Here is a 13779-nt window from a genome sequence, read left to right on the forward strand (position 1 = left end):
CCGGCGGCGCCCCTCCAAGCTCAGATCGGCGTGAGCTTGGCCACCGACAGCGCCAGCCACTTCACGCCATGTCGCGCGAACTTGACCTGTGCGCGTGCGTCGTCGCCCGTGCCTTCGAGCGCGGTCACCGTGCCTTCGCCGAACTTGTTGTGGAACACCTGCATGCCCGAGCGCAGGCCGTGTGAAGGCGCTGTCTTCTGCGGCGGCACGGGTGGGCTGGCAAAGGTGTCCTTGTCGCGGCTGCTGCTGCCGCCGCCATAGCCACCACCGCTGTAGCCGCCCCCACCACCGCGCGTGCTCGCATAGCCCCCGCCATAGCCGAAGGCCGATGGCGTGAAGCCCTGGTTCTTGGGTGTGAGCCACTTCAGCGCGCCTTCGGGCAGCTCGTCGAAGAAGCGGCTCTTGACGTTGTAGCGAGTCTGGCCGTGCAGCATGCGCGTCTGCGAATGGCTCAGGTACAGGCGCTTGCGGGCGCGCGTGATCGCCACGTACATCAGGCGGCGTTCTTCCTCGAGGCTCTCGAAATCGCTCATCGAGTTCTCGTGCGGGAACAGGCCCTCTTCCATGCCGGTGATGAATACGCAGTCGAACTCCAGGCCCTTGGCGGCATGCACGGTCATCAACTGCACCGCGTCTTGCCCAGCCTGCGCCTGGTTGTCGCCCGATTCGAGCGCGGCGTGCGTGAGAAAGGCGGCCAGCGGGCTCAGCGTTTCGCCGGTTTCGGCGTCGGGCGCGAGCGGCTCGTCGAGCACCGGACGGCTCGGGTCGATACCCTGGCTCGCGGGCGACTGGCGCAGCTCGTCGACCGGCAACGCCACGGCGTCGCGGCCGAAGCCTTCCTGCGTGACGAAGCTCTCGGCCGCATTCACCAGTTCGTCCAAGTTCTCGAGGCGGTCGGCGCCTTCGCGATCGGCCTTGTAGTGCTCGACGAGGCCGCTGTGGTCGAGCACCAGCTCGATGATCTCTCGCAGGCTCACGCCCTGGGTCTGCTCGCGCAGCACGTCGATCTTGGCTACGAAGCCCGTGAGGTTGGCGCCGGCCTTGCCGCCGACGACGCTCACCGCATCGTGCAGCGAGCGCCCGGCCGCGCGCGCCGCGTCCTGCAGGGTTTCGAGCGTGCGCGCACCGATGCCGCGCGGCGGGAAATTGACGACGCGCAGGAAGCTGGTGTCGTCGTCCTTGTTCTCCAGCAGGCGCAGGTAGGCCAGCGCGTGCTTGATTTCGGCGCGCTCGAAGAAGCGCAGGCCGCCGTACACGCGGTACGGCACCGAGGCATTGAAGAGCGCCGTTTCGATCACCCGGCTCTGCGCGTTGCTGCGGTAGAGCACGGCCATTTCCTTGCGCTCGTAGCCGTCGCGCGCGAGCTGGCGCATTTCCTCGACCATCCACTGGGCTTCGGCGAGATCGGTGGGCGATTCGTACACGCGCACCGGTTCGCCCGGCCCCTGGTCGGTGCGCAGGTTCTTGCCCAGGCGCTTCTTGTTGTGGCTGATGAGCTCGTTGGCCGAGTCGAGGATGTTGCTGTAGCTGCGGTAGTTCTGCTCCAGCTTTATCTGGTGGCGCACGTCGAACTCGCGCACGAAGTCGGTCATGTTGCCCACGCGTGCACCGCGGAAGGCGTAGATGCTCTGGTCGTCGTCGCCCACGGCGATGACGCTGCTGCTCTCGCTCGGCGTGAACTGGCCGGCGACGGTGTTGCCCGTGAGCATCTTGATCCACGCGTACTGCAGGCGGTTGGTGTCCTGGAACTCGTCGATCAGGATGTGGCGGAAGCGCCGCTGGTAGTGCTCGCGCACCGGGTCGTTGTCGCGCAGCAGTTCGTAGCTGCGCAGCATGAGCTCGCCGAAGTCGACCACGCCTTCGCGCTGGCACTGCTCTTCGTAGAGGCGATAGAGCTCGACCTTCTTCCGGTCGTCGTCGCTGCGAACTTCGACGTCGCCGGGGCGCAGGCCGTCTTCCTTGGCGCCGGCGATGAACCATTGCGTCTGCTTGGCCGGGAAGCGCTCGTCGTCGACGTTGAACTGCTTCATCAGACGCTTGATGGCCGAGAGCTGGTCTTGCGTGTCGAGGATCTGGAAGGTCGACGGCAGGTTGGCCAGCTTCCAGTGCGCGCGCAGCAGGCGGTTGCACAGGCCGTGGAAGGTGCCGATCCACATGCCGCGCACATTGACGGGCAGCATCGCCGTCAGCCGCGTCATCATTTCTTTCGCGGCCTTGTTGGTGAAGGTCACGGCGAGGATGCCGCCGGCGGAGACCTGGCCCGTCTGCAGCAGCCAGGCGATGCGGGTGGTGAGCACGCGCGTCTTGCCGGAACCGGCGCCGGCCAGGATCAGCGCGTTGCCCTCTGGCAGCGTGACCGCGGCGAGTTGCTCCGCGTTCAGGTTCTGGAGCAGCGGCAGCGCTGGAGGGTGGGCGTCAGCCGCAGGATCGTTAAACAACATCATGCGATTGTAGAAACCACGGCGTATGCGGGTTATATGAAGAACCGGAAGACCTGCCTTTGCGAGACCGCGTAAAATCAATCACCGGGCCCAAGTTTCTTGCGCCCGGTTTTTTGTGGGCGTTTTCCTTGCAGAACGCACCGCGAAAGCCGGCCGGACCAAGCGCTCATTCGTTTCTTTCAACGATTCCTTTCAGGAGCCTGGTCATGCAAATTTTCGATTACGACAACATCCTTCTGCTCCCGCGCAAGTGCCGCGTGGAGAGCCGCTCCGAGTGCGACACCAGCGTGGTGCTGGGCGAACGCAGCTTCCGCCTGCCGGTGGTGCCCGCCAACATGAAGACGGTGGTCGACGAGTCGATCTGCCTGTGGCTGGCGCAGAACGGCTATTTCTACGTGATGCACCGCTTCGACCTCGACAACGTCAAGTTCGTCAAGGAGATGCAGGGCAAGGGCGTGTTCGCTTCCATCTCTCTGGGCGTGAAGAAGGCCGACTACGACACCGTCGACCAACTGGTGGCACAGGGCCTCGTGCCCGAGTACGTCACGATCGACATCGCGCACGGCCACGCCGACAGCGTGAAGAACATGATCGGCTACCTGAAGGAAAAGCTGCCCAAGACCTTCGTGATTGCCGGCAACGTCGGCACGCCCGAGGCGGTGATCGATCTCGAGAACTGGGGAGCTGACGCGACCAAGGTCGGCATCGGCCCGGGCAAGGTCTGCATCACCAAGCTCAAGACCGGCTTCGGCACCGGCGGCTGGCAGCTGTCGGCGCTCAAGTGGTGCGCGCGCGTGGCGACCAAGCCGATCATTGCCGACGGCGGCATCCGCGACCACGGCGACATTGCCAAGAGCGTGCGCTTCGGCGCGTCGATGGTCATGATCGGCTCGCTGTTCGCGGGGCACGAGGAGTCGCCGGGCAAGACGGTCGAGGTCGACGGCGTGCTGTTCAAGGAGTACTACGGCTCCGCCAGCGACTTCAACAAGGGCGAGTACAAGCACGTCGAGGGCAAGCGCATCCTCGAACCCATCAAGGGCAAGCTGGCCGAAACGCTGGTCGAAATGGAGCAGGACGTGCAGAGCTCGATCAGCTACGCGGGCGGCCGCGCGCTGATGGACATCCGCAAGGTCAACTACGTCACGCTGGGCGGCGACAACGCGGGCGAGCACCTGCTGATGTAGGCCGCTCCACCGGGGCGCCGGTCAGGCTTCCAGCAACTGCACCGCGTGCCGGTGCAGGGTGTGGGCCGGGTCGGCAAGCGCGTCGACCACATCGAAGTGGTTGAGCCCCGGGAGCACCTCGCACACCGGCACGGTGTTGCGTCCCCACGCCTCGCGGATCATCGCGTTGTGGCGGATGAACTCTTCGCTTTCTTCACCACCGGCAACGGCGTAGAGCTGGCCGCGTTTGGGCGCGGGCCACAGTGCAGGGCTGGCGCGCAGGGCATCTGCATCGGTCAGCTTCAGCACATTCTCGAGAAACGGCGTGCGCTGCAGCGGACGAAGGTCGTAGAGGCCCGAGATCGACAGCGCGTTGCGCACGAGCTGTGCGGGCAGATCGGGCGCGACCGCTTTCCAGTCGCAAGCCAACAGCGCCGCCGCCATGTGACCACCAGCCGAATGGCCCGCAACGGTGATCCGCAAAGGGTCGCCGCCATGGGCCGCAACGTGGCGCCAGGTCCATTCGAGCGCACGCACCATCTGCAGCAGGATGCCCGGCACCGTGACGGGCTGCTCCGGCGTGCCGGGGCACAGCGCGTAGTTGGGCTGGACCACGCAGATGCCGCGGTCATTGAACGCCGGCGCAATGAAGGAATGGTCTTTCTTGTCCATCGCGCGCCAGTAGCCGCCGTGGATGAAGACCAGCACTGGCGCGTCGGGCACCGGTGCGGGGAAGATGTCGAGCGTTTCGTTCACGCCCTGGCCGTAGGGAAGATCGATCCGCGCCGGCAAGGCCTCGCGCGCCGCGGCCGATTCGCGCGCCCATCGCTCGAAGTACGCAGGATGATCTTTGACCCGTGCGAGGTTGTTGTACATGCCTTCCAGCCAGGCGGGGTCGAACGAGGCCATGCGATCTTTGCTCCGTGTTTCGCGAGGCGCGCATCTTGGCACGGCAGGGTGCGCCAAAACAGCAGTTCTGGTTAAAATTCGCCCTGCGTTGGGGGGGTAGCTCAGCTGGGAGAGCGCCGCGTTCGCAATGCGGAGGTCGTGAGTTCGATCCTCATCCTCTCCACCAACCAATACAGAAAAGGCCTTGGCATACGCCAGGGCCTTTTCTTTTTCTGGCTCAGGTATCGAGCGTCAGATGCTGGCCGTGCAGCGCTGCGGCGCTCGGCGACGCAAGGAAGCCGATGGTCTGCGCGGCAACCGAGGTCGACACCCAGTCAGCCGGATTCGCATCGGGCATCGCCTGCCGATTGGCCGGCGTGTCGAGTACGCTCGGAGCCACGCTGTTGATGTTGACGCCATGCGGCGCCGCCTCGGCTGCCATGGCTTCCACCAGGCGCTGCAGCGCACTCTTCGAAGCGATGTACGCGGCCATGGCCGGCACGCCGCGCGCCGCGACCTTTGCCGTTACGGCGATGACGCTGCCTGCACGACGCTCGATCATCGAGGGCAGCACAGCCTGGGTCACCGCCACGAACGACCATGCGTTGAGATTCATCATCCGGTCCCAGCTCGCGCGCGTGAGTGCATGTGTTGCCTCGCCCATTTCAAAGCCGCCTGCGATGTGGACCAGCGTGTCGATGCGGCCGAAGGACTTGAGCGCCTGCTCCGCGAGGGCAGCCATCTCTGACGTGGAAGTCACGTCGCCCGCCAACAGGAGATGCTGCGAGTTGTCGAGGCCCGGGAAGACCTCCGCAAGACGACCTGCATGGTGGTCGACCAGCGCAAGGCGCGCGCCCTGGTCGATGAAGTGCTGAGCCACAGCACGGCCCAGTGCGCCTGCGGCGCCGGTGATCAAGACATGGGGCGTGGTGTTGGCGTCGCTCATCGAAATTCTCCTGGTTGAGAGGGCCGCGCCCCCGTCGGTAGAGGCGAATCCTAACGCCGCGACCTACAAATTTTTTGGACGGGCAGAAATTCTGGGATATACTCGTGGTCTTGCCAGAAAACACCAAATGTTTTCAACGCAAGGGCTCTTAGCTCAGTTGGTAGAGCAGCGGACTCTTAATCCGTAGGTCGAGTGTTCGAGTCACTCAGGGCCCACCAACCAACATCGCGTCATCGCTGGAACGCCCGCTACTCAAAAGGTAGCGGGCGTTTTTCATTGCGGCTGCTATCGCATGTACTGAGTGGGAGTGGCACCAAACGTGCGCTTGAACAAGGCAATGAACGCACTGATGTTGCTGTAGCCGAGTTCGAGGGCAACGGTCGTAACGGAGCGTCCCTCGGCCAGGAGCTCCAACCCACGCAGCAAGCGTGCACGCTGCCGCCATGTTCCAAGGCTGTATCCGGTCTCCACGGGAAAGCGACGATTCAGTGTGCGAGGCGAAATATTCGCCAACCCGGCCCAGGCGTCCAACGAACGATCGTCAGCGGGCTGCGCCAGGAGTCCTTGCGCGATCTTCATCAGCGATGGGCTTGTCGGCATCGGCAAGCTGAGCTCTTCGATCGGCAAGGACCTGATCTCGTTGACCACGACGAGTTCGAGCAAACCTCGCATCGCTCCAGCAGGCTCACTGTTGAGACTTTCAAGCCGCCGCACTGTCTCGCGCAACAGGGCCGAGATACGAAGCGTCGCCGGTCGCTCAGGCAGCCCCTCACCCGCACCGCTCTGAACATAGATGCTCCACGTGTCGACCTGTCCGTGCGCGCTCGCCCAGTGCAATTGCCCGGGCGGTATCCACACCGCGTGCACGTTCGGCACAAGCCATTTGCCGAACTCCGTGCCAAGCGTCAGCAGGCCTCGCCAGACACCAAGGAGCTGCCCTCGTCCATGGCTATGGGGCTCCACGAGCGAACTCCCTTCGACGCATTGGGAAACAACGATCGCCAATGGCCCCGCGGCGTCATCTTTCAGGTCCGCAAGGTCGGGCCGTTGGGTTGTCGAGGACATGGCGCAAATGAGCTATTGAATGGCCTGAACAGCATAGCAACGCCAGATCCAAAAACCTAGCATCGATCCAACACTTCAGAGCAGATGACCACCATGCAAGCCCAAGACATCCTTCCCGACAGTGCCGACATGGAAGACCGAGCAAGAGAACGCGACGTCGTTGCACTCGGCGAGCTGTACGCAGAGCCATCCCCGATGATCCAGAAGGCGGTGTCTCGCAGACTGACCGAATACCACCGCCCCTACCTGGAAGCCGCGACGTTCTTCTGCATTGCGACGGGGCGCGAGAGCTCGGGCCTTGACGCTTCTCCGCGCGGCGGTCCACCTGGCTTCGTACACATGCTCGATGCCCAGACGCTCGCGTTCGCGGATTGGCCGGGCAACAACCGTATCGAGTCGCTGAAGAATCTGCAGGACGACGACAGGGTTGCGATGCTCTTCCTGTTTCCCGGGCTGGATGTGTTCATGCGCATCAATGGTCGCGGGCACATTTCCACATCGCCGGATCTGCTCGGCAGGCTTGCCGAGCGAGGCAAGCAACCCAAGACCGCTGTCGTGGTCACGGTCGAGGAAGCCTTGTTCCACTGCGGCAAGGCCGTCAATCGCGCGCGGCTGTGGGATCCCACCGCGCTCCTGGATCGCAACTCCCTGCCAACGGTCGGGACGGTGCTGGTCGCACTTGCAGAGCTGAACGACGTCTCTGCGTCGGCCCTTGATGCCAAGTACCAGGACGCGGTCAAACACGATTTGTACTAACACGGAGCAACACATGACATCCAAGGTTTGGTTCATCACAGGCACGTCTCGAGGACTCGGACGCGCATGGGCACAGGCAGCGCTGGAACGCGGCGACAAGGTCGTGGCAACAGCCCGCTCCATGGAGGCGCTGCAGCCGCTGGTGGCGAAGTACGGCGACGCCATCCTCCCAGTGACTCTCGACGTCACGGATCGTGACGCAGTGTTCACAGCGATGGACGCGGCAATTGCCCGCTTCGGCCGACTGGACGTCGTCGTCAGCAACGCCGGCTATGCGTTGTTCGGCACCATCGAGGAAAGCAGCGAACCGCAGGCGCGTGCGCAGTTCGAGACCAACCTCTTCGGAACTCTCTGGGTCATTCAAGCGGCACTTCCCTACCTGAGAGCGCAAGGCGGAGGGCACATCCTGGTGACCTCGAGCGTGGCGGGGGTCATCACCTTCCCTACTGCCGGGGTCTACAACGCAACCAAATGGGCCGTCGAGGGGCTTGTGGAAACGCTCGCATCGGAAGTCGGGGCATTCGGCATCAAGGTGACGCTCGTCGAGCCCGGCGGCTACGACACGGACTGGCGAGGAGCCTCGGCCATCAGCGCTGAACCGATGCAGGTCTACGAGGGGCTGCGCCAGAAGATCAAGGCCCTCAGCGCTACCCGAACGCTGGGCAATCCGGCTGCCACGGCTGCGGCGATCCTCGCTGTAGTCGACGCAGAGGAACCGCCGCTGCGACTCTTTCTTGGAAAGGCGTGCTTGCCTGCCGCGAAGCAGGCCTATTCGCAACGCATGTCAACCTGGGAAGCCTGGGCTGCCGTGTCCGAGGGAGCACAAGGCTGACCTGCGGACCACCGATGAGCCGGACTATCAGGAAGCGGCTCCCTGCCGCGCGATCCAGTCGTCGACACAGCGCTCGAGCAGATCGCGCCGCTCCCCCACCTCAGCCATCAGATACTGGCGCGCGTGTGTCTGCGCCAGTTCGCTCGACAGGAACCATTGCTCGCGCTCCGGGCTTCCTTGTGCCGGCGGCGCACCCCATGCCGAACTGCCGAGAAAAGCCTCGGTGACGGGCAGTCGCCCATCGGTCTTGCCGATGTCCGACAAGGCGTCGCGCGCGCCGCCGAGGACAATGCGCACCTGCACGACCTCCTCGTCCGCCTCGATGGAGGCTGCGAGGCCGCCCGCTTGATGCACGTGCCAGAGTTGCGCTGCAGACGCATTGCGGACCCAGCTCTCCAGAGCGCGCGTCAAACTTTCGAGAATGATTTCTTTGTTCATACGGCAATATTTCACGGTTTTGTCTGTCACATGCAACCTGCTTCGGACCCGACCTCAAAAGGCACCCACTTGGCATGGCATCTTGTACCTGCTGTCACGCATCACAACAACAAGAGACACAGGGACATCAACTTCGAAGCCAAAAAGCTCGTTCGGCCCGCTCATGCGGGTATTTTTTTGTCCGGCCGCAGCCGGGGCCAATGACGATGTTCGGAGGCCACAGAATGTGACCTGCCTCGGACCACGCTTCAGGCGTGAGCTATATTTCCTCCCATGGAAAAGGCGTCCGACATAGGCAAACCCACCGTCCCCATCGACCTGATCGGGCCAGACCACTGGCCGCGCTCGAAGCGCGGTTCCGGTCGTGCCACCAAGGTGATCCTCGCGGTCGTGGGTGGATTGGCGGCCGCAGGCCTGATCGCCTACCGCTTCTTCGGGCGCTGACCACCGATCCCCCGCACGAACAAAAGCCCGCCGTCCGGAAGACAGCGGGCTTTTTTCATGGGCGCGAGTCAAGGTCACTACCCCGCCCTCACTGAAGCCGCGAGCCCTTGGGCAGCCGCTTCGCCAGCCACTCGTGCACGTCCGCACGGATGTTGCGGCCTTCAAGCAGAAAGTTCTCATAGCGGCTCGGCACATAAGGCAGATAGACCAGCGGCATGCCCGCCTCCTCCGGCGTGCGCGCGGCCTTGCGGTTGTTGCAGACCGCGCATGCGCTCACGAGGTTGGTCCAGGTCCATGGGCCTCCGCGCGACTCGGGCAGCACGTGTTCGCATTGCAGGTCGCGCTCGTGGAACACACTCGCGCAGTAGGCGCAGGTGTGGCGGTCGCGGCGCAGCAGCTTGCTCTTGGTGACGCTTGGAATCACGTCGAAGAGGTTGATCTTCGACGCACCGCGCAGCGCGATGATCGGCGCCACCTCGACGCGCGACTGCACACCGCGCGCCACGTTGAAGCCGCCACGCAGCGTGGCCAGCGGCAGGTCGCCGTCTTCCCATGCGACCGAGCCGGTCGCGTAGTGCAACACCGCCTGCTCCAGCGAAATCCAGGCTTGCGGCGTGCCCTGAATATCGAGTTGCAGGACGTGAGGGTGCATGACTCGCCTCCTTTCGCGGCGATGGTTGTGAGGTTGAATGAAATGAAACCATGGGGTGCACGAACGGAATCGAACCGTCGTCAGCGGGACCACAACCCGCGGCTCTGCCGTTGAGCTACGTACACCATAAGAAAAAGACGAGCAGCCGGCTCACCACTCGCCAACCGCGCGCACGCGCTGGTCGAGATCGAGGCCTTCGAGTGGCACCTCTCGGCCCGGCGATGCAGGTGCGCATTCGTTCGCACGGCGTGCATCGGTCACGATGCCGAAGCGTTGGGCCAGGGCCAGCACCATGCGCTTGCGCGGCTGTGCCGGGCGCACGGTGATCATCCGGATCGGGGTGTTGCGCTTGCGCATGACGGCTCCTTGGTGATGTGACAGCTGAACAAAGAAACAGATGGCCCCACGTGCACGACTCGAACGTGCAACCCCTTGCTTCGTAGGCAAGTGCTCTGATCCATTGAGCTAACGCGGGTCGAAAACAACAAAGTGTCCGGTTACGAGTTCCGGCGCCGCCCAATCTTTGCGGCCGGTTTCCGCGGGAGGGCCATCTGCATGGCCCGGTCCCGCTCGGGTTCGGTGTGGTTGTTCACGATTTCGGTTGTGTCCTCACGCGACGGACAGCGCGCTGGGCGCTGCCCCGTACGACGTCGCTGCACAGGAGTGATCAATTCCTGCACATCCCGCCAGACCGTCTACGCGGTGGGCTCTGGCGGTGTGGTGAAGGCACACCCGAAATGGCAAACAAAAAGCCAAAAACAAAAAGGCCCGGAACCTTGCGGTGTCCGGGCCTCTGTATGAGAGAGCTTGGAAGGTGTGCGCTTATGCGCAACCTCCACCCGGTAGCACCTGATCCTCGACCTTTCCAACGCGCAGGCTGGCTGCGGCTTTCGTGGAATACACGTGGCTCTGGTGCTGATTCAGTCGGACCGACGGCATACCATCGAAACCACCACACGCCCAGACGCGCACGAGCGATCGGCCCGAGGCGGGTCGAATGCTGGTGAGGTTCAATGCGGTGTTCACGATGGTTCCTGAGTCAAAAATTGCCGCTGTCGGCTGTAAAGGGTTGGAAAAAGGGTACGGCTTTGGGCCGCGATTGAGGGCAACTGTAAATAGTGTTTACGACTGCGTCAACAACCGGGACAATCTTTTTTTGTCTTGTTGTTGTTTTTGAACAGTGCCCAATATCACCGTCGCGCGCCGCCGCAATGCTCTCGCGCTGCACCGCCGCTTTCTCGAAGAAGCCGTTGCCGCGGGCCTGCCTGCCAAGGGGCTGGACCAGGCGTTTGCGAAGAAGATCGAAATCTCCCCCAGCATGTGGAGCCAGATCAAGAGTTCCCGGCCCATCGGCGACAACCTGGCACGGCAGATCGAGCGGCATTGCAACGTGGAGATGGGCTGGCTCGACAAGGAAGATCGCCCCTCCGAGGTGCCCGATGCGGCAGAAGAGCGCTTCATTGCCGCCGCGCGCGAGGCATGGCGCACGGCCAATGCCAAGGGAAAGAAGGAGCTCAGTGGCTGGCTGAAGAAGCGCGCGCAGGACGCTGCCGGCAACGAGCCCGCGTCCTGAATGAAGCTCAGCCCAGCTCGGGCGCGTTGCGCAGGATGGCTGCGCGCATGTCGTCCGGAATGGCAACGGCGCGATGCGTCTCCAGCGAAGTCGTCACGATCACCTGAGTCATCTGCATGCGCACTTCGCCCGTCTCGGCGCTGAAGCAGCGCACCGCCAGCGTCATCGAACGCGAGCCCAGCCGCTGCACCATGAGCCCGAGGATCACCTGGTCGCCCATGCGGCTCACGGCGCGGAAATCGACATCGAGCTTCACGGTCGGCAGGCCGATGCGGCGCTGCGCTACCAGGCCGTGATAGCTGAGCTCCAAGCCTTCATTGACCCAGTCCTCGATCAGCCCGTTGAGCATCACGAAGTACTGCGGATAAAAAACGATGCCTGCCGGGTCGCAGTCCGAAAACCGGATCAACTGCGGCCTGCGGAACTCGTTGCTCGCGGCCGCCAGATCGACGTGCGTGTCGTCGCTCATCCTCAGCCTTCCTCGCCCGAGGGCTCGCCGCGCATCACATGCACGCGCAGCAGGCCCAGCTGCGTGTGCATCTGCTTGACCGTCTTCATGTCGAGCCCCGAGAACATCTCGAGGATCCATTGCTCATGCTCGCTCGCCATGGTCTCGAAGGTGCGTCGGCCCGTGGGCGTCAGGCTCACGATCCACGCACGGCGGTCGTCGGGGCTGGGCGCGCGCGCCACCATGCCTTCGCGTTCGAGCTCATCCGTCAGGCCCGTGACGTTGCCACCGGTCACCATCAGGTAGCGCGACAGCACGCGCATCTTCAGGCCGTCTTCGTAGCGGTAGAGCTGCGCCATGTAGTCGAAGCGCGCCAGCGAGATGCCGAAGCGCTCGCGCAGCCGGCGCCGGATCTCGGCCTCGATCTGCGTGGTGCTGGCCAGCATGCGCAGCCACAGCTTGAGCATCGCGTGGTCCTCGTGGCCCGCGCGGGCTTCGTGGCCCAGTTCTTCCGCATCGCTCAGCGCGGCGTGCGAGGCATCGTTGTTGCGTGTCATGTCACTTCTCCCCCTGAAACCGAGATGGACTGCCCGGTGACCGACGCTGCACCAGGCCCGCACAGCCAGCGCACGGCATCGGCCACCTCGGACGGTTGCACGATCCGCTTCTGCGGATTGACGCTGGAAAACTCCGCCAGCGCATCGGCCTCGCTGCGCCCGGTCTTGCCGACCACATTGGCGACGCTGTTGCGCAGGATGTCGGTGTCGGTGTAGCCCGGACACACGGCATTCACCGTGATGCCCTTGCGCGCCACCTCGAGCGCCAGCGAGCGCGTGAGTCCGATCACGCCATGCTTGGCCGCGGTGTAGGCCGCCACGTAGGCGTAGCCCTTTTGCCCCGCCGTGCTGGCGATATTGACGATGCGGCCCCAGCCGGCGTCGAGCATGTCGGGAAGCGCTGCCTGTGCGCACAGGAAGCTACCGGTGAGGTTGACCGACAGCATCCGCTGCCAGAGCTCGAACGAAGTCTTGAGGAAAGGCGCGCTCTCGGCTGCACCGGCGTTGTTGACGAGCACGGCGACCGGGCCTCGCGCGGCGCGGGCCTCGGCGAACGCCGCCTGCACCGCCTCGGGGCTGGCCACGTCGGCAGCCACAACGCCATGCCCGCTGCCCGCGAGCGAATCGGCGACGCGCTGCAGCGCCTCACGGTCACGGCCCAGCAGCGTCAGGACGGCGCCCTCGGCAGCCAGGGTGCGGGCGATCTCAGCGCCGATGCCGCGTGCCGCGCCCGTGACAAGTGCGTGGCGGCCAGCGAGTGAATTTGATTGCATACCTGAATGTTTTAGTTCTGAATCATTTTAACGGAGTGTGCCAACCCAGGTTGTCAGCGCATGAAACGGCCGCCGTTGAGGTCCAGCGTGGCGCCCGTCATGAAAGCGGCCGCCGGGGAAGCGAGATAGACCACGGCCGCGGCCACCTCTTCTGGCAAGCCGAAGCGGCCGAGGGGAATGCCCGCCCGCAGCGCCCACTGCTTCGCAGGCTCCATGGCGTCGAGTGCCGGACTGCGGATCGCCGCAGGGGCCAGCGCATTCACCGTCACGCCGTGCGGCGCGAGCTCCTGCGCGAAAGACCGCGTCAGTGCCAGCAACCCGACCTTGCTCGCTGCGTAGTGCGCGCCGGTCGCGGTGCTGGCCTGCTGCCCGGCCATCGACGTCAGGTTGACGATGCGCCCCGCGCCACGCTCGCGCATGTGCCGCCCGGCAATGCGACAGCCGAAGAAGCTGCCACGCAGGTTGACGGCGAGCACGTCGTCCCACTCTTCGGGCGTGATGTCCCAGAGCGATGTGGTCGGCGTGCGCGCCGCGTTGTTGACCATGATGTCGACGGCACCAAAATGCGCGACGGCCTTGCCGAAGCAACCGGAGAACGCCGCCTCGTCGCGCACATCGAGCTCCAGGGCAAGCCCGCCGATCTCCGCCGCGACGGCTTCGGCATTCGCAAGTTCGATATCGGCCAGGGCCACACGCGCCCCGGCTTCCACAAGCCCCCGCGCGATGGCTGCCCCAAGCCCCTGCCCCGCACCCGTCACGAACGCCACGCGTCCGGAAAGCGGGAGCAGCGCTGCGCTTGTCAT

At 64.3% G+C, this 13779-nt stretch carries 16 protein-coding genes and 4 tRNA genes; 7 read left to right on the forward strand and 13 right to left on the reverse strand.

What is annotated here, in order from left to right:
* Positions 1-20: 20 nt before the first annotated feature.
* Positions 21-2441, reverse strand: coding sequence for a UvrD-helicase domain-containing protein (locus NWF24_RS23135; RefSeq protein WP_375338405.1), 2421 nt, complete (start codon positions 2439-2441; stop codon positions 21-23).
* Positions 2442-2647: 206 nt separating this feature from the next.
* Here NWF24_RS23135 and NWF24_RS23140 point away from each other — a divergent pair, with 206 nt between their 5' ends.
* Entirely contained in the window at positions 2648-3625 is a 978-nt protein-coding gene (locus tag NWF24_RS23140) for a GMP reductase (protein ID WP_258350591.1), read from the forward strand.
* 21 nt (positions 3626-3646) lie between these two features.
* On the opposite strand, the gene NWF24_RS23145 is transcribed toward NWF24_RS23140, so the two are convergent.
* Complete coding sequence (locus NWF24_RS23145) at positions 3647-4513, reverse strand: alpha/beta hydrolase (RefSeq protein ID WP_258350592.1); 867 nt, start codon at positions 4511-4513, stop codon at positions 3647-3649.
* A gap of 90 nt (positions 4514-4603) precedes the next feature.
* Here NWF24_RS23145 and NWF24_RS23150 point away from each other — a divergent pair.
* Positions 4604-4679 (forward strand) — tRNA-Ala (locus tag NWF24_RS23150).
* Between the two features lie 51 nt (positions 4680-4730).
* Here the strand turns inward: NWF24_RS23150 and NWF24_RS23155 are convergent.
* Positions 4731-5438, reverse strand: coding sequence for an SDR family NAD(P)-dependent oxidoreductase (locus NWF24_RS23155; protein ID WP_258350593.1), 708 nt, complete (start codon positions 5436-5438; stop codon positions 4731-4733).
* Positions 5439-5580: 142 nt separating this feature from the next.
* Here NWF24_RS23155 and NWF24_RS23160 point away from each other — a divergent pair.
* Positions 5581-5656 (forward strand) — tRNA-Lys (locus NWF24_RS23160).
* 67 nt (positions 5657-5723) lie between these two features.
* On the opposite strand, the gene NWF24_RS23165 is transcribed toward NWF24_RS23160, so the two are convergent.
* A complete protein-coding gene (locus NWF24_RS23165) occupies positions 5724-6503 on the reverse strand; it encodes an AraC family transcriptional regulator (protein ID WP_258350594.1) in 780 nt (259 codons plus the stop codon).
* Positions 6504-6632: 129 nt separating this feature from the next.
* Here NWF24_RS23165 and NWF24_RS23170 point away from each other — a divergent pair, with 129 nt between their 5' ends.
* Both NWF24_RS23170 and NWF24_RS23175 read left to right on the forward strand, forming a co-directional pair.
* Positions 6633-7259 carry an MSMEG_1061 family FMN-dependent PPOX-type flavoprotein gene (locus NWF24_RS23170; RefSeq protein WP_258355341.1) on the forward strand — a complete coding sequence of 209 codons (627 nt, stop codon included), beginning with the start codon at positions 6633-6635 and terminating at the stop codon, positions 7257-7259.
* Between the two features lie 13 nt (positions 7260-7272).
* Positions 7273-8091: an SDR family NAD(P)-dependent oxidoreductase gene (locus NWF24_RS23175; RefSeq protein ID WP_258350595.1), complete on the forward strand. Its 819-nt coding sequence runs from the start codon at positions 7273-7275 to the stop codon at positions 8089-8091.
* 27 nt (positions 8092-8118) lie between these two features.
* On the opposite strand, the gene NWF24_RS23180 is transcribed toward NWF24_RS23175, so the two are convergent.
* Positions 8119-8559: a hypothetical protein gene (locus tag NWF24_RS23180; protein WP_258350596.1), complete on the reverse strand. Its 441-nt coding sequence runs from the start codon at positions 8557-8559 to the stop codon at positions 8119-8121.
* A 243-nt stretch (positions 8560-8802) separates the two neighbouring features.
* On the opposite strand from NWF24_RS23180, the gene NWF24_RS23185 reads away from it, so the two are divergent.
* Positions 8803-8973 carry a hypothetical protein gene (locus NWF24_RS23185; protein ID WP_176928697.1) on the forward strand — a complete coding sequence of 57 codons (171 nt, stop codon included), beginning with the start codon at positions 8803-8805 and terminating at the stop codon, positions 8971-8973.
* Between the two features lie 88 nt (positions 8974-9061).
* Here the strand turns inward: NWF24_RS23185 and NWF24_RS23190 are convergent, their stop codons facing one another.
* The 4 genes from NWF24_RS23190 to NWF24_RS23205 form a co-directional block, all read right to left on the reverse strand.
* The gene (locus NWF24_RS23190) at positions 9062-9625 is read right to left on the reverse strand and encodes an HNH endonuclease (protein WP_258350597.1); all 564 of its coding nucleotides are present in this window, start codon (positions 9623-9625) and stop codon (positions 9062-9064) included.
* A gap of 51 nt (positions 9626-9676) precedes the next feature.
* Positions 9677-9750: transfer RNA gene (locus NWF24_RS23195), tRNA-His, on the reverse strand.
* 25 nt (positions 9751-9775) lie between these two features.
* Positions 9776-9982 (reverse strand): short-chain dehydrogenase, encoded by a 207-nt coding sequence (locus NWF24_RS23200; protein WP_258350598.1) that lies wholly within the window; start codon positions 9980-9982, stop codon positions 9776-9778.
* A 41-nt stretch (positions 9983-10023) separates the two neighbouring features.
* A tRNA-Arg gene (locus NWF24_RS23205) sits at positions 10024-10100 on the reverse strand.
* Between the two features lie 705 nt (positions 10101-10805).
* Between NWF24_RS23205 and NWF24_RS23210 the strand changes: the two genes are divergently transcribed.
* Entirely contained in the window at positions 10806-11198 is a 393-nt protein-coding gene (locus NWF24_RS23210; RefSeq protein WP_258350600.1) for a hypothetical protein, read from the forward strand.
* 7 nt (positions 11199-11205) lie between these two features.
* Here the strand turns inward: NWF24_RS23210 and NWF24_RS23215 are convergent, their stop codons facing one another.
* The 4 genes from NWF24_RS23215 to NWF24_RS23230 are packed head-to-tail and all read right to left on the reverse strand — an operon-like array spanning position 11206 to position 13779.
* Complete coding sequence (locus NWF24_RS23215; RefSeq protein WP_258350601.1) at positions 11206-11667, reverse strand: acyl-CoA thioesterase; 462 nt, start codon at positions 11665-11667, stop codon at positions 11206-11208.
* A 2-nt stretch (positions 11668-11669) separates the two neighbouring features.
* On the reverse strand, positions 11670-12203 hold the full coding sequence (locus NWF24_RS23220; protein WP_093049788.1) for a MarR family winged helix-turn-helix transcriptional regulator: 534 nt from the start codon (positions 12201-12203) through the stop codon (positions 11670-11672).
* On the reverse strand, positions 12200-12976 hold the full coding sequence (locus NWF24_RS23225) for an SDR family NAD(P)-dependent oxidoreductase (protein WP_258350602.1): 777 nt from the start codon (positions 12974-12976) through the stop codon (positions 12200-12202). Before NWF24_RS23225 ends, NWF24_RS23220 begins: the two co-directional genes overlap by 4 nt.
* A 53-nt stretch (positions 12977-13029) precedes the next feature.
* Entirely contained in the window at positions 13030-13779 is a 750-nt protein-coding gene (locus NWF24_RS23230; protein ID WP_258350603.1) for an SDR family NAD(P)-dependent oxidoreductase, read from the reverse strand.

Origin of the sequence: Variovorax paradoxus, from assembly GCF_024734665.1 — a bacterium.
Taxonomy (GTDB): Bacteria; Pseudomonadota; Gammaproteobacteria; order Burkholderiales; family Burkholderiaceae_C; genus Variovorax.